The sequence below is a fragment of the Gordonia sp. DT101 genome, assembly GCF_049844895.1.
Classification (GTDB): domain Bacteria; phylum Actinomycetota; class Actinomycetes; order Mycobacteriales; family Mycobacteriaceae; genus Gordonia.
On the sequence record NZ_JBNCLX010000001.1, the window covers coordinates 181,814 to 202,991 of the forward strand.

19 protein-coding genes and 1 pseudogene are annotated in these 21,178 nt (G+C 67.2%); 8 read left to right on the top strand and 12 right to left on the bottom strand.

Translation table 11 applies throughout. The features are described from left to right. Positions 1-37: 37 nt before the first annotated feature. Positions 38-778, top strand: a complete 741-nt coding sequence (locus tag ACLQ3I_RS00830; protein ID WP_425791810.1) for a DUF4191 domain-containing protein — start codon at positions 38-40, stop codon at positions 776-778. A 28-nt stretch (positions 779-806) separates the two neighbouring features. Here ACLQ3I_RS00830 and ACLQ3I_RS00835 read toward each other — a convergent pair whose 3' ends face one another. Genes ACLQ3I_RS00835 through ACLQ3I_RS00855 form a run of 5 tightly spaced genes read right to left on the bottom strand, consistent with a single transcriptional unit; the run spans position 807 to position 5,872 of the window. Then, positions 807-1,559, bottom strand: a complete 753-nt coding sequence (locus ACLQ3I_RS00835) for a FadR/GntR family transcriptional regulator (RefSeq protein ID WP_425799866.1) — start codon at positions 1,557-1,559, stop codon at positions 807-809. A 27-nt stretch (positions 1,560-1,586) separates the two neighbouring features. Next, the gene (locus tag ACLQ3I_RS00840; protein WP_425799867.1) at positions 1,587-2,372 is read right to left on the bottom strand and encodes a 3-oxoacyl-ACP reductase; all 786 of its coding nucleotides are present in this window, start codon (positions 2,370-2,372) and stop codon (positions 1,587-1,589) included. Continuing rightward, the gene (locus ACLQ3I_RS00845; protein ID WP_425799868.1) at positions 2,369-3,754 is read right to left on the bottom strand and encodes an aldehyde dehydrogenase family protein; all 1,386 of its coding nucleotides are present in this window, start codon (positions 3,752-3,754) and stop codon (positions 2,369-2,371) included. The genes ACLQ3I_RS00840 and ACLQ3I_RS00845 overlap by 4 nt, the downstream gene beginning before the upstream one ends. After that, the gene (locus ACLQ3I_RS00850; protein ID WP_425792104.1) at positions 3,751-4,467 is read right to left on the bottom strand and encodes a gamma-glutamyl-gamma-aminobutyrate hydrolase family protein; all 717 of its coding nucleotides are present in this window, start codon (positions 4,465-4,467) and stop codon (positions 3,751-3,753) included. The genes ACLQ3I_RS00845 and ACLQ3I_RS00850 overlap by 4 nt, the downstream gene beginning before the upstream one ends. 43 nt (positions 4,468-4,510) lie before the next feature. Next, a complete protein-coding gene (locus tag ACLQ3I_RS00855) occupies positions 4,511-5,872 on the bottom strand; it encodes a glutamine synthetase family protein (RefSeq protein ID WP_425791805.1) in 1,362 nt (453 codons plus the stop codon). Between the two features lie 218 nt (positions 5,873-6,090). Here ACLQ3I_RS00855 and ACLQ3I_RS00860 point away from each other — a divergent pair, with 218 nt between their 5' ends. Further along, positions 6,091-6,294, top strand: a complete 204-nt coding sequence (locus ACLQ3I_RS00860) for a hypothetical protein (RefSeq protein ID WP_425799869.1) — start codon at positions 6,091-6,093, stop codon at positions 6,292-6,294. Positions 6,295-6,305: 11 nt separating this feature from the next. Continuing rightward, positions 6,306-7,622 (top strand): amino acid permease, encoded by a 1,317-nt coding sequence (locus tag ACLQ3I_RS00865; protein ID WP_425799870.1) that lies wholly within the window; start codon positions 6,306-6,308, stop codon positions 7,620-7,622. A 44-nt stretch (positions 7,623-7,666) separates the two neighbouring features. Here the strand turns inward: ACLQ3I_RS00865 and ACLQ3I_RS00870 are convergent, their stop codons facing one another. Beyond that, positions 7,667-8,167: an RDD family protein gene (locus ACLQ3I_RS00870; RefSeq protein WP_425791801.1), complete on the bottom strand. Its 501-nt coding sequence runs from the start codon at positions 8,165-8,167 to the stop codon at positions 7,667-7,669. Between the two features lie 340 nt (positions 8,168-8,507). Here ACLQ3I_RS00870 and glnA point away from each other — a divergent pair, with 340 nt between their 5' ends. From glnA to ACLQ3I_RS00885, 3 genes are all read left to right on the top strand, one after another. Then, positions 8,508-9,941, top strand: coding sequence for a type I glutamate--ammonia ligase (gene glnA, locus ACLQ3I_RS00875; protein WP_425791799.1), 1,434 nt, complete (start codon positions 8,508-8,510; stop codon positions 9,939-9,941). Positions 9,942-10,095: 154 nt separating this feature from the next. Further along, positions 10,096-10,281 (top strand): hypothetical protein, encoded by a 186-nt coding sequence (locus ACLQ3I_RS00880; RefSeq protein ID WP_267629316.1) that lies wholly within the window; start codon positions 10,096-10,098, stop codon positions 10,279-10,281. A 145-nt stretch (positions 10,282-10,426) separates the two neighbouring features. After that, positions 10,427-10,633: a GlsB/YeaQ/YmgE family stress response membrane protein gene (locus ACLQ3I_RS00885; protein ID WP_425800678.1), complete on the top strand. Its 207-nt coding sequence runs from the start codon at positions 10,427-10,429 to the stop codon at positions 10,631-10,633. On the opposite strand, the pseudogene ACLQ3I_RS00890 reads toward ACLQ3I_RS00885, so the two are convergent. Beyond that, a pseudogene (locus ACLQ3I_RS00890) lies at positions 10,631-12,133 on the bottom strand (MFS transporter); the annotation flags it as partial. The gene ACLQ3I_RS00885 and the pseudogene ACLQ3I_RS00890 sit on opposite strands and share 3 nt — an antisense overlap. A gap of 103 nt (positions 12,134-12,236) precedes the next feature. Between ACLQ3I_RS00890 and ACLQ3I_RS00895 the strand changes: the two are divergent. Together ACLQ3I_RS00895 and ACLQ3I_RS00900 are read left to right on the top strand one after the other, a co-directional pair. Then, complete coding sequence (locus tag ACLQ3I_RS00895; protein ID WP_425791796.1) at positions 12,237-12,983, top strand: TetR/AcrR family transcriptional regulator; 747 nt, start codon at positions 12,237-12,239, stop codon at positions 12,981-12,983. Between the two features lie 70 nt (positions 12,984-13,053). After that, positions 13,054-13,464, top strand: coding sequence for a hypothetical protein (locus tag ACLQ3I_RS00900; protein WP_425791794.1), 411 nt, complete (start codon positions 13,054-13,056; stop codon positions 13,462-13,464). Positions 13,465-13,496: 32 nt separating this feature from the next. On the opposite strand, the gene ACLQ3I_RS00905 is transcribed toward ACLQ3I_RS00900, so the two are convergent. The 5 genes from ACLQ3I_RS00905 to ACLQ3I_RS00925 form a co-directional block, all read right to left on the bottom strand. Continuing rightward, positions 13,497-14,159, bottom strand: a complete 663-nt coding sequence (locus ACLQ3I_RS00905; protein ID WP_425799871.1) for a heme oxygenase (biliverdin-producing) — start codon at positions 14,157-14,159, stop codon at positions 13,497-13,499. Then, a complete protein-coding gene (locus ACLQ3I_RS00910; RefSeq protein WP_425792102.1) occupies positions 14,156-15,103 on the bottom strand; it encodes an endonuclease/exonuclease/phosphatase family protein in 948 nt (315 codons plus the stop codon). The genes ACLQ3I_RS00905 and ACLQ3I_RS00910 overlap by 4 nt, the downstream gene beginning before the upstream one ends. Continuing rightward, positions 15,103-18,123, bottom strand: coding sequence for a bifunctional [glutamine synthetase] adenylyltransferase/[glutamine synthetase]-adenylyl-L-tyrosine phosphorylase (locus ACLQ3I_RS00915; RefSeq protein ID WP_425799872.1), 3,021 nt, complete (start codon positions 18,121-18,123; stop codon positions 15,103-15,105). The genes ACLQ3I_RS00910 and ACLQ3I_RS00915 overlap by 1 nt, the downstream gene beginning before the upstream one ends. 49 nt (positions 18,124-18,172) lie before the next feature. Further along, complete coding sequence (locus tag ACLQ3I_RS00920; RefSeq protein ID WP_425791790.1) at positions 18,173-19,513, bottom strand: glutamine synthetase family protein; 1,341 nt, start codon at positions 19,511-19,513, stop codon at positions 18,173-18,175. 84 nt (positions 19,514-19,597) lie between these two features. Further along, positions 19,598-21,127 (bottom strand): alpha/beta hydrolase, encoded by a 1,530-nt coding sequence (locus ACLQ3I_RS00925; protein ID WP_425799873.1) that lies wholly within the window; start codon positions 21,125-21,127, stop codon positions 19,598-19,600. Positions 21,128-21,178 lie beyond the last annotated feature (51 nt).

A 21,178-nucleotide genomic window follows, 5' to 3' on the forward strand; every position in this document is an offset into this window, starting at 1 on the left:
GTCCGACCTCCGAAACCTGCGACGTAAACTGGTCAGCATGGCAAAGGCGCAAGACAAAGAGGCGAAGGCCGAAGCGAAGAAGGCCCGCAGGCAGGCGTCACGGGAACGCTACAAGCAGCTGTGGCAGGCCTTCCAGATGCAGCGCAAGGAAGACAAACGGCTGATCCCGTACATGGTCGGGCTGTTCGTCCTGATCGTCGCGGTCTTCGTCGTCCTCGGCCTCGTCTTCGGTTCGGTCTGGCTACTGCTTCCGCTGGGCATCGTGCTCGGCCTGCTCGCCGCGTTCATCCTGTTCGGGCGGCGCGTACAGCGCACCGTCTACACCAAGGCCGAGGGCCAGGCGGGTGCTGCCGGCTGGGCGCTGGGCAACATGCGTGGTCAATGGCGGGTCAAGCAGGCGGTCTCGGGCAACGCCCACCTCGACGCGGTCCATCGGGTGATCGGAAAACCCGGTGTGATCCTCGTCGGCGAAGGTTCACCGACTCGCGTCAAAACCCTGCTCGCGCAGGAGAAGAAGAAGGTCGCCCGAGTGGTCGGCGACACACCGATCTACGAGATCGTGGTGGGCAACGACGACGGTCTGGTCCCGTTGAGCAAGCTGGAGAAGCACATCAACAAACTCCCGCGGAACATCGATGGCAAGCGGATCGATGCCCTCGAGGGTCGTCTCGCCGCGCTGGGCGGTCGCAACCAGCAGGGCCCGGGCATGCCGAAGGGACCGGTCCCCGGCAACGCCAAGGTCCGCGGGATGCAACGCACGGCCCGACGTCGCGGCTGAGAGCCCGACCCGCACGGGGTGCCGGCGGTCAGTCCAGAAACCCGTGCAGAAGGGTCGCCGTGCCCTCGATGTGAGCGCGCATCGCTTCTGCCGCACCGTCCGGATTACCCGTCAGGATGGCGATCACGATCGCCTCGTGTTGCTCGTCGGAATGCGCGATGTTCGGTTCGAGTTGCGGGATGCGATCGAGTAGCCGATTGATCCGCATCCGGTTGTCGGCGACCAGGCTCACCAGCGACGGCGCACCCGCCGCCTCCGCGATCGCGAGGTGCAGTCGGGAGTCGAGTCGGCGGTAGTCGTCGCCGGTGGTGTCCCGGATGTCGGTCAGGCGGGTCCACAACGCCTCGCGTTCGGTGGCCGAGAAGGTGCGGCCGGCGGCCACCCGGGCGGCTCCCTCCTCGAGGATCTCGCGGAGCCGGAGTACATCGTCGAGTTCGGCGCCGGTGATCGGCTCGTCGTCGTCCCCCGCCGGACCGACGGTGTGATCGGCCACCCCGGGCGCAGGCAACACGTCAGTGAGGAATGTGCCGCCGTATCGCCCCCGCTTGGACACCAGGAATCCGGCGTCGGCCAGCGCCTTGATCGCCTCTCGGACGGTGTCCCGACTGACCCCCAGACGCACGGCCAGCTCTCGCTCCGGCGGGATCGACTCCCCCGGCTCGAACACCCCGAGCCGGATCAGCTGTAACAACCGCCCGACAGTCTCTTCGAAGGCGTTGGCCGGGCGCACCGGTGCCAGGAGCGTATCCGCGAGTTGTTCAGAACGGGCCGGAATCGTCATCGCATACCTACAGTCGTCATCGCAAACCTATAGGGGTGTCACATACGCCGAGCTGATTCCGCCATCGACCAGGAACGACGACGCCGTGATGAACGACGCGTCGTCGCTGGCGAGGAACGCGACCGCGGCGGCGAGTTCCTCGGGTTCGGCGAACCGCCCGACCGGGACGTGGATCAAACGTCGCGCCGCGCGTTCGGGATCCTTCGCGAACAGTTCCTTGAGCAGCGGGGTGTTCACCGGACCGGGGCACAGCGCATTGACCCTGATGCCCTGCCGGGCGTACTGCACACCGAGTTCGCGCGACATCGCCAGCACGCCACCCTTGGAGGCGGTGTAGGAGATCTGTGAGGTGGCCGACCCCATCACGGCGACGAACGATGCGGTGTTGATGATCGATCCCCGGCCGGCCGGACCCATGTGGCGCAGTGCCGCGCGGCAGGAGAAGTAGACCGACGTCAGGTTCACCCGCTGGACCCGATCCCAGGCATCGATTTCGGTCGTCTCGATGAGATCGTCTTCGGGTGGTGAGATCCCCGCGTTGTTGAAGGCGATGTCGACCGAGCCGTAACGCTGTGCCGCCGTGTCGAACAGCGCGTCCACCTGTCCCTGATCGGCGACGTCGACGTCGACGAACAGACCGTCGACCTCGTCCGCCGCCCGTAGGCCGGCGTCGCGGTCCAGATCTCCGATGACGATCTTCGCCCCCTCCGCCCGCATCCGGCGGGCCGAGGCCAGGCCGATCCCACCGGCTCCGCCGGTGACCACGGCGACCTTGCCGGACAGACGCTGGGTCAGATCGACTGTGCTGCTCATGATGTCCCTTCTGCCTGCGGGTCGGGGTCGACCGCGATGAAGACGTTCTTGGTCTCAGTGAAGGCCGACGGCGCATCGGGCCCGAGTTCCCGTCCGATCCCCGACTGCTTGTAGCCGCCGAACGGCGTCGAATACCGCACCGCCGAATGCGAATTCACGGACAGATTCCCGGCGGCCACCGCCCGTGAGACCCGCATCGCCCGCGACAGGTTCTCGGTCCAGATCGACCCGGACAGTCCGTACGGCGAATCGTTCGCCATCGCGACGGCCTGGGCCTCGTCATCGAACGCCTGGACCGTGACCACCGGACCGAAGATCTCCTCGCGCACACTGCGATCGTCCGGTTGCGGCGTCAGCACCGTCGGCGGGAACCAGAACCCGGGCCCGTCGGGGGCGCTGCCACGGAAAGCGACCGGCGCGCCGTCCGGCACGTAGGACGCGACCTTCTCCCAATGCGGCCGCGACACGAGGGGGCCCATCTCGGTGCCGTCGTCGCGTGGATCTCCCACCCGCACCGCGGAAACGGCCGGCTCGAGCCGCTCCATGAACTCGTCGTAGACACTGCGCTGCACCATGATTCGACTCCGCGCACAGCAGTCCTGGCCGGCGTTGTCGAAGACCCCGTACGGCGCGGTCGCCGCGGCGCGAGCCAGATCGGAGTCGGCGAACACGATGTTGGCGCTCTTGCCGCCGAGTTCCAGGGTGACCGGTTTGACCGACTGCGCAGCCTGTTCCATCACTCGCCTGCCGGTACGCGTGGACCCGGTGAAGACGACCTTGCCGATGCCCGGATGGCCGATGATGGCCTCTCCGACCACATCACCGCGCCCGGGCAGCACCTGCAGCAGGCCTTCGGGCAGACCGGATTCGACCGCGATTTCGGCGAGGCGGATCGAGGTCAGCGGCGTCCACTCGGCCGGTTTGACGATCACCGCGTTCCCGGCCGCCAGCGCCGGCCCGAATCCCCAGGAGGCGATCGTCATCGGAAAGTTCCACGGCGTGATCACACCGACCACGCCGATGGGCTCGGCAAACGTGATGTCGATCCCACCCGAGACCGGGATCTGGCTGCCGGCCGATCGTTCTGGTGCCGCCGAGTAGTAGGTCAGGACGTCGCGCACATGTTCGGCCTCCCACATCGCCTGTCCGAGCGGATGACCGGAGTTGGCGACCTCGAGATCGGCGAGCTCCCGGCGGTGCGCGCCGACACGAGCTGCGAATTCACGCAGGGCCATGCCGCGCGAGGCCGGCGTCGCCTCGGCCCAGGACCGCTGCGCTCGCCGGGCATCCGTCACCGCCCGGTCGACCGCTGCCGCGTCGAGCATCTCGACGTCGGCGAACACCTCGGCGGTCGCCGGGTTCACCAGTTCCATCACCGTCATGTATCCGCCTCCGATCGTCGTGTCATCCACACACGCCCCGCGTCGACGATCGCCGCGAACAGACGCAGATCGTCGAGGCGCTCCTCCGGATGCCACTGCACGGCGAGGACAAACGGCTCCCCCGGGCCTTCCACCGCCTCGATCACCCCCTCGTCGTCGCGCGCGCACACGACGAGACCCTCACCCACACGGTCGATCGCCTGATGGTGATAGCACTCCGCCGACGTCTGTTCGCCCATCAGGGATGCGAGGCGCGTTCCCGGCGTCACCGAGATCCGGGTCGTGGTGAACACCGCATTGCCTGCCTGGTGCCGCGAATGCCCGACGACATCGGGCAGGTGCTGATGCAATGTCCCGCCGAAGGCCACGTTGACCACCTGCGCTCCGCGACAGATGCCGAGCACCGGCACGCCGGCCCGCAGTGCGGCATCGAGCAGGGCGAACTCCCAGGCATCCCGGTCCACCCGGGGTTCATCGGTCGACGGATGCGGTTGCCGGCCATAGGAACCCGGATCGAGGTCCTTGCCCCCGGTCAGCACCAGCGCATCCAGGCCGTCGACGACCCGATCAGCCACCGCCTCGTCCACCGGTTGCGGGGGCAACAGCGTGGCGATACCACCACACCGGGTCACCCCGTCGAAATAGACCCGGGGCAAGAAGCTCGCCTGCACATCCCAGACCCCGGTCCGCGACGGTTCGAGGTATGTCGTCATCCCGATGATCGGCCCGGCCGCCCCAACTCCACGAGCCGAGGTCTCACAGTCGCTCAAAGCCACGCACCCTCTCCCAATCGGTCACGGCCGCACCGTACGCCGCCAGCTCGACCCTTGCGTTGTTGAGGTAGTGCTCGACCACGTCCGCACCGAACGCACGCACAGCCAGGGCAGAGCCGGCGAACAGCTCGGCGGCCTCGGCCAACGACGTCGGCAGCCGCTGCGCCGACCCCAGATAGGCGTTACCCGTGGCGATCTCCGGCAGCGGTAGCTCGCGGTCGATGCCGTCGAGACCGCCCGCGATGAGGGCGGCGACCGCCAGATACTGGTTGACGTCGCCGCCGGGCGCCCGGCATTCGACCCGCATCCCCCGGCCGTGCCCGACCACCCGCAGCGCGCAGGTGCGGTTGTCGAGACCCCAAGCGATCGCCGTGGGGGCGAAACTTCCGTCGACAAAGCGCTTGTAGGAGTTGATGTTCGGGGCATAAAGCAGCGTCAGCTCCCGCAGCGAGGCGATGATGCCCGCGATGAAGTGCCCGAACATCGGCGACATTCCGTTCGCGGCGTCGGCGTCGGCGAAGACCGGGGTGCCGTCCGGCTCCCGCAGCGAGATGTGGATGTGACAGCTGTTGCCCTCGCGCTCGTCGAACTTGGCCATGAAGGTGAGGCTCTGGCCATGCTGGTCGGCGATCTCCTTGGCGCCGTTGCGATAGATCGTGTGGTTGTCACAGGTGACCAGCGCATGGCCGTAGCGGAACGCGATCTCCTGCTGACCGAGATTGCATTCGCCCTTGACGCCCTCGCAGTACATCCCGGCACCGCTCATCCCCCGCCGAATGTCACGCAGCAGCGGCTCCATCCGGGTCGATGCGAGCATGGCGTAGTCGACGTTGTAGTCGGTCGCAGGCGTCAGCTCGTGATAGCGCTTCGCCCACGCCTCCCGATAGGTGTTGTCGAACACCATGAACTCCAGCTCGGTTCCGACGAAAGGCACCAGTCCGCGCTCGTCGAGCCGATCGAGCTGTCGGCGGAGGACGTTGCGTGGAGCCACGGTCACCGGCGAACCGGAGGTCGTGTTCAGATCCGCCAGCACCAGCGCCGTTCCCGGGAGCCACGGCACCCGACGCAACGTCGAGGGGTCGGGGGTCATCACCATGTCGCCGTACCCGGTGTCCCAGCTCGACGTGGCGTAACCGGCGACGGTGTTCATCTCGACGTCGACGGCCAGCAGATAGTCACAGCATTCCGACCCGTGTGCGGCGACATCGTCGAGAAACAGGCGCGCGGAGATCCGCTTACCGGTGAGTCGTCCCTGCATGTCCGGGAACGCCACGATCACGGTATCGATCTCATCGGCCGCGACGAGCTCCTGCAGATCGGTCAGGTCCAGCATGCCGTCGGTCATCCCGTACTCCTCTGTGCGCGCTCGTGACCGGACTCTCGGCGCCGGTCTGCCACAGTCAACCATTGGACCATTGCCCAACTCTCAGTCACCGCCTGATTTAACCCGATTGTTTCGTTTAAAGGTGGGTGAGACGACCATTGAGGTCATATTCTGCCTTATCAGTTGCTCGGGCGTCCCGCCCCGCACATGATCCGGTCTGAGTGAGAGCGAGCACCGCGATGGCAGATGTCCCGACCCCGGCGATGAGATCGGCGGGCGCCACCTACACCCACGCCGAGGACGGCTACTTCGAGAAGCGCCAACTCAAACGCAGTGCCGGCTTCTGGGGCATCTGGGGTATCGGGATCGCCGCGGTGATCTCGGGCGACTTCTCCGGCTGGAACTACGGCATCGGCCAGGCGGGCTGGGCATCGCCGCGCTGATCATCATCGTCATGTACTTCGGCATGCTGTTCTCGATCGGCGAGATGTCGGCGGCCATGCCCCACACCGGTGGTGCGTATTCATTCGCGCGTGCGGCGATGGGCCCGTGGGGCGGCTTCGTCACCGGCTTCGCCGAGACCATCGAGTATGTGTTCACCACCGGCGTCGTGGTCTATTTCTCCGCTTCCTATGCCGATGCCATCACCGACGACCTGTTCGGCCTGAGCATGCCCGCATGGGTCTGGTGGATCATTCTCTACGCGATCTTCATCGCGCTGAACTCCTGGGGCGCCGAGGCGTCGTTCAAATTCGCGATCGTGGTGGCCGTCGTGTCCATCGGCATCCTGCTGCTCTTCGCCATCCTGGCGTTCGCCAACGGTGCCGTCGATTTCGGCAAACTCCTCGACATCGATCCGGACGGGTCCAAGGCGGGTTCGAGCGACTTCCTGCCGTTCGGCGCGATGGGCATCCTCTACGCGCTGCCGTTCGCCATGTGGTTCTTCCTGGGCATCGAAGAACTCCCGCTGGCGGCCGAGGAGGCCCACGAACCGACCCGCGACATCCCCCGTGCGGGCCTCTGGGGCATGGTCACCCTCGTCGGGTGCGCGGCCATCGTGTTCTTCCTCAACCCGGCCGTCACCGGATCCGCCGCCCTGGGCGACTCCGGGGAGCCATTGCTCGACGGATTCCGTGCCTTCCTGCCGTCGGGCTGGGCGTCGGTGTTGTCAGCGTTCGCGCTGATCGGATTGCTGGCGAGCCTGCAGGGCATCATGTACGCCTACGGCCGCAACCTCTACTCGCTGAGTCGGGCCGGCTACTACCCGAAGGTGCTCTCGCTCACCGGTTCCCGCCAGGCTCCGTACATCGCCCTGATCGCAGGGGCCGTCGTCGGCTTCATCGCATTACTGGTCATCGAATACTGGATCTCGGGCGCGGGCGCAATCGTGCTGAACATCGCGGTGTGGGGCGCCGTGCTCGCCTACATGCTGCAGATGGTCTCGTTCGTACTGCTGCGCCGGAAGTTCCCGAACGCCCGCCGCCCCTACCAGAGCCCGACAGGGATCACCGGCGCGGTGATCGCGTTCGTCATCGCGGCCATCACCTTCATCGGCGTCCTGATCAACCCGGATTACCGGGACGCGGTGATCGCGATCGTGGTGTTCTACGCGATCGGGCTGCTCATCTTCGGGCTGTACGGGCGGCACCGACTGGTGCTCTCACCCGAGGAGGAGTACGCGGTGAGTGGTGGCCTGCACGGATTCGACCCGGAAGCCGAGGGCCTCGGCGGGACCATCGAGGACGAGATCCTCAAGGGGCACACCGACTGAGCAGGAACACCCCGACACTCGTGGACGCCCGGCACCGCGCCCCGTCAGCGGGTGCGGACCAACGCCGTCCCGGTGGCCCGATCGTGTAAGGCCCGGCCGTTGTAGTCGTTGATCACCGCCGGGACCAGGAACACGATGAGCACCTGCCGGCCGAGGGTCCGCAGGATGCCGACGGCCGCGAACGGGACCTCGCCGGTCGCTTCCGCCTCTCCGCGGTCGGGACCGAGGTCGACCCGGGCAACCCGCAATCCGAGGGCGAACTGGCCCGGGGTGAAACCGAAGAAGGTGACCGCGACCACCCCGAGGACGAACCAGACGCCGAGCACGGTCGTCCCCAGCGTCGGCGAACCGAAGGACACGAAGAGCAATGAGATCCCGCCGGCGAGCAACCAGTCGACGAGGAGGGCTGCGGTGCGCTGCCAGCCGCCCGCGAGCGCGCCCGGGCCGGATTCGGGGAGACCGAGGTCTTGGCCTCGATACTCGACGTCGGCGCCGCTGGGCCCGACTGGCGGGCCGGACAGCCAGGAGCCGGTTGCCCTGCCCATCATCGGACCCCCGGCTCGCCGCGCTGCGTGCTGCCTCTACTCGCCTGACCCATGACCGCCATGGTAGTCGTGGCAGTTCACCGGCCCACCATCGTCCACCCCGGGCCGATGTTTCCGGGGTATCGATGGTGCTCCGTCGGCGGACATGGCATCGTTGCGATCCGGGACGATAGTGCGTCGCCCGAGCATCGACCGCGTGTAACACAGGAGAAACACGGCCTTGACGCGCGGGCAACTTCGCGTCCATACGGTTCTGCAGAGATCCGCTGCTGCAACTCGGTGGCGGGTGAGGCGGGCCAGGTGATCTGGCCACCCGAACAAGTTAAGGAGTCACCGCACGGTGTACAGCAGCAAAGAAGAACTTCTCGAGGGCATCAAGAAAGAGGGCGTCGAGTACGTCGACATCCGTTTCTGCGATCTGCCCGGCGTGATGCAGCACTTCTCGATCCCGGCCTCCGCGTTCAACGAGGACGTGTTCGAGGACGGGCTGGCGTTCGACGGGTCGTCCGTTCGCGGCTTCCAGTCGATCGACGAGTCCGACATGATGCTGCTGCCCGACCCGGCCACCGCACGGATCGATCCCTTCCGCAAGGCGAAGACGATGAACATCAGCTTCTTCGTCCATGACCCGTTCACCCGCGAGGCCTACAGCCGCGACCCGCGCAACGTCGCCCGCAAGGCCGAGGACTACCTGGCCTCCACCGGCATCGCCGACACCTGCTTCTTCGGCGCCGAGGCCGAGTTCTACATCTTCGACGGGGTCTCGTTCGACTCCCAGATGAACGGCACCTTCTACGAGGTCGAGTCGGAGTCGGGCTGGTGGAACACCGGTTCGCCCACCGATCCGGACGGCAGCCCGAACCTCGGCTACAAGGTCCGTCCGAAGGGTGGCTACTTCCCCGTCGCGCCATACGACCACTACGTCGACCTGCGCGACGAGATGTCGACCAACCTCACCAACGCCGGGTTCGAACTCGAGCGCGGGCACCACGAGGTGGGCACCGGCGGTCAGGCCGAGATCAACTACAAATACAACACCCTCCTGCACGCGGCCGACGACGTACTGCTGTTCAAGTACATCATCAAGAACACCGCGTACGGGAACGGCAAGACTGTCACCTTCATGCCGAAGCCCCTCTTCGGCGACAACGGCTCGGGCATGCACGCCCATCAGTCGCTGTGGAAGGACGGCAAGCCACTGTTCCACGACGAGGCCGGCTACGCGGGCCTGTCGGACCTGGCGCGCTACTACATCGGCGGCATCCTGCACCACGCGCCGTCGCTGCTGGCGTTCACCAACCCGACGGTGAACTCCTACAAGCGTCTGGTCCCGGGCTACGAGGCACCGATCAACCTGGTCTACAGCCAGCGCAACCGCAGCGCCTGCGTGCGTATCCCGATCACCGGCAACAACCCGAAGGCCAAGCGCCTCGAGTTCCGTTGCCCGGACAGCTCGGGCAACCCGTACCTCGCGTTCGCCGCGATGATGATGGCCGGACTCGACGGCATCAAGAACAAGATCGAGCCGCACGAGCCCGTCGACAAGGACCTTTACGAACTCCCGCCGGAGGAGGCCAAGGGCATCCCGCAGGCCCCGACCTCGCTGTCGGCGGTCATCGACAAGCTCGAAGAGGATCACGAATACCTCACCGCCGGTGGCGTGTTCACCGAGGACCTCATCGAGACCTGGATCGCGCTCAAGCGTGAGAACGAGATCGAGCCGGTGCAGATCCGTCCGCACCCGTACGAGTTCGCGCTCTACTACGACTGCTGAGCGGATCTCGAACCGAACAGGCAACCGAAGGGCGGCCGGGACATCCCGGCCGCCCTTCGGCGTCTGTCGGTGGCAGTGTTCACATCGGTGATTGGTGTCACGTCTGGGCCTTTGTACCCTGCCGTTTCACATCATTTGCCTTTATTTTGAGAGCATGACTCGCACCAGATTTGTCGAAGACCTCGCCCCCGGGGACCGCATCAGTGTCGACGGCCTCCGCGCCGTGGTCCGGACCACCACCCCGACGGGCACCGATCAGCACCTCGTGGAACTCGTGAACAGTTCGGACGACCGTGACGCCATCGTCCTCGGACTGGGCACGAAGGTCGAGATCCTCTAGAAGCATCCCCGAGGCGTCCCATCCCGGACTAGTCTGCGGACAGGAGGTCGCCATGGACATCGGAAGCCTGATCGCGGCGTTGCTGCTCGGATTCGTCTGCGGGGCCATCGCCCGGGCGCTCGTGCCGAACGACGCCTTCAAGAGCATGAGCGGATGGCAGTCGTGGCTCGCCTCGACGGTCCTCGGCCTGCTCGGTGCGCTGCTCGGCTATTGGGTCTTCACCGGCCTGTTCGGTATCGGCGACGACGACAAGTTCGACTGGGGCGGCATCATCGGCGCCCTGATCGGCTCGATCATCGTCGTCGCGATCGGCTCGGCCATCATCAAGCGGTCCCGCGCTCCGCGCGCCTGACGTACCGCCCGTCGCCTCGAGGGTTCGCTCGCCCGAGCGTGCCCGCAGTCCCCAGCCGGCCAGTACCGCCGAGCACACCAAGATCGCCGCACCCGTCCACGCGGCCACCACGAGACCGTCGACAAACGCTCGCCGCGCCGCATCGAGCACCGTCGCCGCCTGCCCCGCCGGCAGGTGCGGCACCGCCGCCACCGCGCCCGCAAGACTCCGCGATGCCTCTCCCCCAGCCAGGTCCGCCGGGAATCCCAACCGGAACACCGCGTTCACCACACTGCCGAGGACCGCGATACCCAGCGCGCCCCCGAGCTCGCTCGAGGTCTCGAGCAGTCCGGAAGTGGCACCCGCACGATCGGCCGGTGCCACCCCCACCACGTAGTCGGCGATCATCGACGTGGCCGCGACGACCCCCGATGCCAGCAGCGTGGCGCCGATCAGCACCATGGCCAGCGAGTGAATCCCGGTGAAGGCGCCCAGGACTGCGAAACCCGCGGCACCCGTGCCCAATCCGCCGACGATCACCGCAGGCCGACCGATGCGCGCGGCGATGACCGCGGTCAGCGGCGCGACGGCTCCGACCGCCACCGAGGGCGCGAGACTCCAGAGGGCAGCGCGCAGCGGCGAGTACCCCAGGACCGATTGCAGATATTGCGTCATCAGGATGGAGTTGCCCAGCAGGGCGAACATGCAGATGAGGTTCGTCCAGATCGACGTCGCGAACCGGCGCTCGCCGAGGAGCCCGAGATCGACCATGGGATCGTCGATGCGGCGTTGCCGCATCACGAAGATCATGCCCACCAGCAGACCTGCCGCCAGCATCGCGGCCCGGGATATCGACCATCCGTCGGCAGCCAGATTCTTGATCGCCGCGACGCCGGGCAGCATCGCCCCGAGCACCAGAATGCCGCTGACGACATCGACCCGCCGGCTCGGCGTCGCGGTGTCGCCGGGCAGCACCAGCGGCGCCGCCAGCATCAGCACCACCATGATGGGCACGTTGATCAGGAAGACCGACCCCCACCAGACGTGTTCGAGCAGCAGACCGCTGACGATCGGACCGACCGCCACCCCGCCGGCGAGCACCGCGTTCCAGGTGGCCACCGCCTTGGCACGCTGGGCGGCGTCCTCGAAGATGTGGCGGATCATCGCGAGGGTCGACGGCATCAGCGTCGCGCCCGCCACGGCCAGCAGGGCGCGTGCACCGATGAGCATCTCCGCCGACGTCGCGAACGCCGCGGCCAACGAGGCCGCACTGAAGCCCGCGGCACCGATCATCAACAAGCGACGATGGCCGATCCGGTCGGCCAGCGAGCCCATCGACAACAGCAGCCCGGCCAGCACGAATCCGTAGATGTCGAAGATCCACAGCTGCTGTTCCGGGGTCGGCGACAGATCGGCCGCGATATACGGGACGGCGAAGAACAGGACCGAGACATCCATCGACACGATGAGCATCGGCAGACACAGGACGAGCAGGCCGAGCCAGGGGGATCGCCGGTTCATGACGACACCACCACCTTTCTGTGTACAACATCGACTGTTTATTTGGTACACAGATATTAAAGCCGTAACTGTGTATATGGCAAGCAATTAGTACGATGTCGGAATGACCTCGACGGACGACACCGCGCAACCCGCGATCCCGCGCTACCTAGCACTCCTCTGGGGACGCGAGGATCCCACGCCGCGGCGTGGTCCGCGCCCGACGCTGACCGTGCACGACATCGGCACCGCTGCCGTCGCGATCGCCGACGAACACGGGGTCGAGGCGGCGTCGATGAAGGCCATCGCGGCCGCCCTCGGACTCACGACGATGTCGCTGTACCGGTACGTCGACAGCAAGGACGATGTCATCGAGGTGATGGTCGACACCGCCTTCGGGCCGGCGGACCCGGACCTGACGTCGACCGGCAGCTGGCGCGAGCGATTGACCGCGTGGGCGCTCGCGGCTTCGGCACGACTCCGGCACCGGCCATGGCTCGCGGCGATCCCGCTCCGCAGGCCACCGGTGGGACCGAATGTGTTGTCCTGGACCGATTCCGGGGTGCGGGCGTTCGCCGAGACCGGCCTCACAAGCCAACAAAAGCTCAGCGCATTGCTACTGGTGGACGGCTTCGTCCGACAACATGTGCGCCAGGCGAGTCAGATGGGGATGCTCGACGCAGCCGACGTCGCGACCGGTAGCAGTTATGAGGCGATGGTCGCCGAGTTCGTCGACCACGACCGATTGCCGTACCTGGCTGCCGTCATCGCCGGCGAAGGCCATGACGACGACGACTTCTTCACCGCCGAACTCACCTTCGGGCTCGGAGTCATCCTCGACGGCCTCGACGCGCTCATCGGCTCGGTCTGAATGCCGACACCGACCGTCGACACGACGCAACCACCCTCGGGATCCGGCACCGGGAGCTTACGATTAGCTCATGATCCGCATAATCATCCGTACGCTCGTCTACTTGATCTCCGCCGCCCTCGGGCTGCTGGTGGCGACGTGGATTCTCGATGACATGCACGTCCACGCAGGCGGATTCCTCCTCGCGGTGGTCATCTTCGCGGCTGCGCAACTCATCCTCAGCCCGTTCATCGTGAAGTTCGTCCGGCGCAACGCCGAGGCCTTCCTCGGCGGGGTCGGGCTGGTGTCGACCTTCGTGGCCCTGCTGCTCGCGAATCTGCTCGGCAGCGACGGCATCGAGATCCACGGCATCCCGACCTGGATCGGGGCCACGGTCATCACCTGGCTGGTGACCGCGGTCGGCACGCTGCTCGTGCCGTTCTTCCTCGCGAAGGCGGGCGTCGAGCGTGCACGCGAGAACCGGGCGGATTCCGCCCGCTAGCACGTCCGTCCGGGAAGCGGTTCCGGCCGGGGTCAGCCGGCGAGTTCGGCGAACAGCCGTTCGTTGTGCCCGAACGCGGCAACCGCCTCGTCGATGAGCGACACGATCTGCTCATCGTCGAGCGGTAGGCCGTCGAGCGTGTCGCGGTAGGAGTCCTTGTAGCGCTTGAGCTTCCCGATCTCGTCGAATGCGTAGAAACTCAGTGCGGCCTCGGTGAGCCCGTAATGCAGCTTCATGCGGCTGCGGATGACCTGGCCGCCACTCAGATCCCCGAGATAGCGCGTGTAGTGGTGAGCCACGAATCGAGGCGGGTCGTCGCGGGTGGCCTCGATCGCGTCCACGTACGCGGACACTCCGGGCAGCGGCGTGAGGGTCGCCGGATCGACACCGAGCATCGCGAGGTCGGCGGCGAGCCGAGGAAGACGGCGTAGTCGTTCGTCGACGAGGGGCCCCGCCACCGTGTCGCCGGACAGGGTGTCCCCGACGGATTCCAGCGCCCGGTAGACGAAATAGAGCTGAGAGGCCATCCGCCGATATCCCCCCGCGTCGAGCCGGCCCGACATCAGGTCGTCGACAAAGGTGGCTCCCTCGGCACGGTCGTGTGCGTCCGAGGTGGCCGCACGGAGGCTCTCGGACAGCAACCGCCGGGGTTCGGCCTGCACGGCGTGGCCGGTCTCTTCGAATGGGATCGTCATGTTGGCACCAGTGTTACCACCACTCCGCGATGATCGGAACCCGGCAGGTCGAAGGTCCGCAACGACGTCGCGACGAATCCGCGACTGATGACATGATCGATGGCGATCACCGGGCGTCCACCGAAGCGGTCCGTCGGATACGTCGGCCGGAACCCGGCACCCGCCTGATCCGTCGCATCGACGATCCCGCCCTGCAACAGGTTGCGGTAACCGGCGTGGTCCCAGGTCGCGTTGAAGTCGCCCGCCGCGATCATCCGGCCCGGCGGCAGTGCTCGCAGGTACGTCCCGAGTAGGTCGAGGTCGCTGCGCCAGATGTTCGTGCGTCCCGGCAAGGGTGCGCCGGGGTGCACGGCGAGGACGTGTGTGCCTGATGCGCCCGGTAGATCGGTCACCCCCGCGAGGTTGTGCAGCGCCGTGCCCTCGAGGTCGACCTGACCGGACAGCGGTGTGCGACTGAACATCGCGGTGCCGATCGCGGTGGACCCCGGCAGCGCGAAGGAGAACGGCAGCCGACGACCGATCGGGCTCGCCCGCAGTCGCGTCAACGCGTCCGGCGTCACCTCCTGCACCGACAAAAAGTCCGCGTCGGCCGCGCCGACCTCGCGGGCCAGCGCGTCGACATCGGCACCACCGAACAGCATGTTCGCGGTGACGACGGTGACCGGTTGACCCGCCGGCGCATCCTGCGCCCGCGCCAACGGCACCTGTGTGTAGCAGAGCGCCGCCGACACCAGGATCGCGAGCGTCAGCAGAATCCATCGCCGGGTAGCCGCGAAGATCACCAGTGCCGATACCGCGGCAACCAGCGCGAAGGGGACGGCGCTCGTCAGGTACAGGCTGAGTTCCCCTCGTGACGGGAAGTGGTGCAACCAGACCGCTACCGCGGCGGCGGCGAGCAGAACCCATCCGGCGAGCATCAGGACGAACCGGATGAGTCGGCCGATCACGCCCCGAACACCTTGCGCACCACGGCCTTTGCCCGGCGAGTGACGCGCAGATAGTTCTCCAGGAACTCCGCCGCCTGATCTTCGGGCCAGCCGGCGGCATAGGCGACGGCCCGCAACTGCCTACCCGGTGCGGGGAGCTGATCGATCGGCTTGCCGCGGACCAGCACCAGGGCATTGCGCGCATTGGTCGCGGTCAGCCAGGCTTCCTTCAGGAGCGTTACGTCGTTCTCCCCCAACAACTCCGCGGCACCGATGGCGTCGAGGGACTGTAGGGTCGACGTGTTGTGCAACGACGGGTAACTGTGGGCATACCGCAGCTGGATGAGCTGCACGGTCCATTCGATGTCCGCGAGCCCGCCACGACCCAGTTTGGTGTGGGTCGCCGGATCAGCGCCGCGCGGCAGCCGCTCGGAATCGACGCGGGCCTTGATCCGGCGGATATCCTTGACCGCCTCAGCCGACACCCCGCCCTCGGGGTAGCGGATACGATCGGCCATGTGCAGGAAGTCGATTCCGAGCTGATCGTCGCCGGCGACCTGATGTGCCCTGAGCAACGCCTGGATCTCCCACGGCTGCGCCCACTGGTCGTAGTAGGCCGCGTACGCGGCGAGCGTCCGCACCACCGGGCCGTTGCGGCCCTCCGGGCGCAGTCCGGTATCCACCTCGAGCGGCGGATCCTCGCTGGGTGATCCCAGCATCGAGCGGACCTTCTCCGCGATCGTCTGCGACCAGCGGACCGCGAGCGCCTCGTCGACATCCGGCTCCGGTTCGCAGACGAAGAGCACGTCCGCATCGGACCCGTAACCGAGTTCACCGCCGCCCAATCGGCCCATGCCGATCACCGCGATGCGGGCGGGGGCCGGGAGCCCGCGGTCACGCTCGGACTCGGCGATGACGACGGTGAGGGCGGCGTTGAGCACCGATGCCCACACCGACGACAAGGCTGCGCACACCGCCGGTACGTCCATCATGCCGAGGATGTCGGCAGAGGCCACCCGCGCGAGTTCGAAGCGTCGGTGCGACCGGGCCGCGGCCACCGCACGTTTGAGATCCGGTTGGCGCACCGTCGACGCGATGAGCCCGCGGGCGACATCTTCGGGCCGCACCTCACACAGTTTGGGGCCGTTGGCACCATCCGAATAGAGGTGGATCACCTCCGGTGACCGCATCAGCAGGTTGGCGATGTATTCCGACGTGCCCAGGACGTGCATCAGCCGCTCGGCGACCACACCGTCGTCGCGCAACAGCCGGATGAACCACTCCTCTTTGTCCATCACATCGCACAGTCGGCGATAGTTCAGCAGGCCGGCGTCGGGGTCCGGGGTGTTCCCGATCCACTCGAGGAGCGATGGCAGGATCAACAGCTGGATCTGTCCCCGACGACCCGGCGAGGATGCCAGTGCGCGGATATGATTCAGTGCGCGTTCGGGTTTCGCATAACCGAGCGCCGACAGTCGGCGTTCGGCCGACTTGTCGGAGAGCGTCAACTCGTCGGTGTTGAAGCGCGTGGCCGCATCGAGCAGCGGACGATAGAAGAGCTTCTCGTGCAGCCTGCGGATACGTGACTTGTGGCGCTTGAGTTGGTCCCGCAGCACACCCGTCGCATCACGGTCGCCCTCCTGACGAATATGCGCGGCCCGGGCGAGCCAGCGCATGTTCCCCTCGTCCTCGAAGGCCGGCAGCAGATGGGTCCGCGACAGTCGTTGCAGCTGCAGCCGATGTTCCAACGCACGCATGAACTGATAGGAGGCGGTGAGATTCGCACCGTCGTCGCGACCGACATAGCCGCCGGCGGTCAGCGCACTCAGTGCATCGACGGTCGCCTTGACACGGATCTCCTCGTCGACGCGGCCGTGCACCATCTGTAGGAGCTGGACCGCGAACTCGACGTCGCGCAGGCTCCCGCTGCCGAGCTTGAGGTTGCGCTCACGCAGTTCCTCCGGGACGAGTGACTCGACGCGGCGGCGCATCGCCTGGGTCTCCGGCACGAAGTCCTCGCGTTCGGCCGCCGTCCACACCATCGGACTGAGCGCGGCGAGGTAGTCGTCGGCGAGGCCCATGTCGCCGGTCATCGCGCGAGCCTTGAGCAAGGCCTGGAACTCCCAGGTCTTGGCCCAGCGGCGGTAATACGCGACATGCGAGTCGAGGGTGCGGGTCAGCGCGCCGGCCTTCCCTTCCGGCCGCAGCGCGGCGTCGACCTCGAAGAAGGCCAACGACCCGACCCGCATCACCTCGCCGGCGATCCGGGCGGCCACTCCGTCCGCGGGCTCACTGACGAACACGACGTCGACGTCGCTGACGTAGTTCAGCTCACGCGCACCGCATTTGCCCATCGCGATGATCGCGAGCCGCACCGAGAGCGGATGGTCGCCGCACACCTCGGCGACGGCCACCGCCAGTGCGGCGGTGAGGGCCGCATCCGCGAGATCCGAGAGGAACCCGCCGACCTCGGGCAGATAGATCACCGGCTCGTCCTGAACGGTCGGCGCGACGTCGTGGGCCGCCAACTGCAGCAGCAGATTCCGATAGGCGGTGCGCAACGCGACCACCGACTTGGGTCCGGTGACCGTCGCACGGTAGACCTTGTTGCCCGCCTCGAGCGCGCCCGGTTCCGGGGCGGCCCCCACCGACGCCAGCATGCGCTCGTTCATCTCGTCGACGGACGGCAGGGTCGAACCGATCAGCAGACGCCAGGTCGACGGTTCGGCCACCATGTGATCGCCGAGGGCATCGGAGGCGCCGAGTACCGCGAACAGCCGGCCGCGAAATCCGGTGTCGGTGCGGACCCGGTCGTCGGCCTCGGCCCACTCGTCCACACCGGCCGCACCCTTGAGACGGATCAGCGCCCGGAGGGCCAGATCGGCGTCGGGCGCACGGGACAGGGCCCACAGCACGTCGACCGAATCGTCGTTGTCCCACTCCAGTTCGGCGAGGTGACCCGGGGCGGTGGTCTCGAGCAGCCCGAGGCGCCCGGCACTGGGAACGCGGCCGCGGCCGCGGCCGCGAAGTGAAGTCACACTCCAAAAGGTAGCGGTCGCGAGCGGTCAGGTGTGCACCAGGGCACAGCTACAGCGGCAGGTAACTCTTCAGCTCGTACGGCGTGACCAGGCTGCGGTAGCTCGTCCACTCAGCCCACTTGTTGCGGAGGAAGTAATCGAAGACGTGTTCGCCGAGCGCCTCGGCCACCAACTCCGACTTCTCCATCTCCACGAGCGCATCGGCGAGGCTGCCCGGCAGCTCCCGATAGCCCATCGCCCGTCGCTCCGCCGGCGTCAGCGCCCACACGTCGTCCTCGGCCTCGTCGGGCAGCTCGTAACCCTCGCTGATGCCCTTCAGCCCGGCGGCCAGCAGCACCGCGAAGGTCAGGTACGGGTTGCAGGCGGAGTCCGGGCTGCGGACCTCGATGCGCCGCGATGACGCCTTGTTCGGCGTGTACAGCGGCAGGCGGATCAGCGCCGACCGATTGGCACCGCCCCAGGTGGCCGCGGTGGGCGCCTCGCCGCCGTGGATCAGGCGTTTGTAGGAGTTCACCCACTGGTTGGTGACCGCGCTGATCTCACTGGCGTGGTGCAGGATCCCGGCGATGAAGCTCTTTCCGGTGCTCGACAGCTGCATCGGGTCGTCGGGGTTGTGGAACGCGTTGGTGTCGCCCTCGAAGAGGCTCATGTGGGTGTGCATCGCCGAACCGGGATGCTCGCTGAACGGCTTCGGCATGAAGGTCGCCCAGGTGCCCTCGTCGATGGCCACCTCTTTGACGACGTAGCGGAAGGTCATCACGTTGTCGGCCATGGACAGCGCATCCGCGTACCGCAGGTCGATCTCCTGCTGACCGGGCGCGCCCTCGTGATGGGAGAACTCGACCGAGATCCCCATCGACTCCAGGGCCTCGATGGCGTGGCGACGGAAGTTGGGCGCCGAGTCGTGTACGGCCTGGTCGAAGTAGCCGCCCGAGTCGGCCGGGGTCGGCACCGTGCCGTCGAGCGGCGCGTCCTTGAGGAGGAAGAACTCGATCTCCGGATGGACGTAGCAGCTGAAGCCCTGATCGGCGGCCTTGTTGAGCTGGCGCCGCAGGACATGTCGAGAATCCGCCCAGCTCGGGGTGCCGTCGGGCATCGCGATGTCGCAGAACATCCGAGCCGAGTGATGACGACCCGTCGAGGTCGTCCACGGCAGGATCTGGAAGGTCGACGGATCGGGCTTGGCGACCGTGTCCGCCTCGGACACGCGCGAGAATCCCTCGATGGCCGAGCCGTCGAAACCGATACCCTCGGCGAAGGCTCCCTCGAGTTCGGCGGGTGCGATCGCCACGGATTTGAGGTAGCCGAGAACGTCGGTGAACCACAGCCTCACGAATCGGATGTCGCGCTCTTCGAGGGTCCGCAGCACGAATTCCTTTTGGCGATCCATGCCCCGGACATTAGAAGTAGCCTGTTAAATCCGTGTTACATGTTCAAGTCGAACTCAGCATCCTGCGGTTTTGCGGAACAAATCTCAGCATCCGAGAGTGGCATGCGGCACTGTGGGATCGCTGAGATACCGGGTCACCGCCCCGTCGACGCACTCGTCGCCCCGGAACACCGCGGTGTGCCCGGGCCGGTCGACGCTGATGCGCCCGGCACCGATCCGTCGCGCGACCGCCATCGCCGTGGGGTACGGAGTGGCCGGGTCCCCGGTGGACGCCACCACGAGGGCGGGTGGAGTCCCCACGCCCGGCGTGCCGTCGACCGGCGGACCGCCGGCGGGGTGAACCGCAGGCGTCCAGAACTCGCAGATCCCCAGCGGCCCCCGTCCGGTGCCGCGCCCGTCGTCCCGAAACGGTGCGGCGCTACGCGCGCGGAGCTCCGACTCGTCGTATCGCGCACGGTCGGGCACTCTCCGATCGTCGGCACAGCTGATCGCGACGAAGGCGTCCTGCGACGCGTCGTAACGGCCGTCGACGTCCCGTCCCTCGAAGGCGTCGGCGAGCCGCGTCATCCCGGTGCCGTCACCCGCCGCGAGCGCGATCAACGCCGCCCGCAGGTCGTCCCATCCCGATCGCTGATACAGCGCGGCCACCGTGGCGATCTCGGCATCTTCGACCGACAGGGTCCGTCCACCCGCAGGCGCCGGATCGGCGAGCAGCGGATCGACCATCGCCCGATAGCGCGCAACCGCGTCCTCGACACGATCACCCAACGGGCAGCCCGGCCGCTGCACACAGTCCTCGGCGAAGGCGTCGAAGGCCTGCTGGAATCCCCTTTGCTGATCGATCGATGCGTCGATCGGGTCCTCGACGGGATCGACCACGCCGTCGAGGACGAGCCCTTCGAGCCGGGACGGATACCGCGCCGCGTACTCGAGGCCGAGGCGTGTGCCGTAGGAGTATCCGAGAAAGGCGATCGCGTCCTCATCGAGCGCGGCACGGATCCGGTCGAGGTCGCCCGCCACGAAGTCGGTACCGACCCGCGACAGGACGTCCGCACCGACGCGCGCGCGGCACTCGTGCGCCATCGCTTCCCGGTATCGCTCGACACGCCCGATGCCTGCCGCCGATCGGTCGCCCAGGTCCATCGCACGTTCGGTGTCGCGTTCGGCGTCGGTGCGGCAGCGGATGGCCGGCCGTGATGCGCCCACGCCACGCGGATCGAAGGAGACGATGTCATGGGTGTCCGCGATCGCCGACTGGGCCAGATTCGCGGCCGAGCCGACGAGATGGCCCACGCCGGAGCCGCCGGGACCGCCCGGATTGATCACCAGCGTCCCGGTCGCGGGGCCCGCGGCGCCCAGTCGCGCGACCGCGAGTGAGATCGTGCCCAGGCCGGGATCTCGGGGATCGAGGGGAACCGACAGCCGTCCACACGACACCCGGCCGGCGACCGACCCGGGAATCGCGGCGCTCACCACCCCGTCGTCGGAACCGCAGGAATGCCAATCGATCCCGGATCCGGACGACAGGAGACGGCACCCGCCCAGCACCGCGAGGACCGCGACCAACGCGACGACGACAACCCGTCGCACCACGGTCCGGCCGATGATCGCCATGCGGTGATCGTACGGTCCGAAGGATGCGTCCCCGTGTTGCCCATGTGAGCA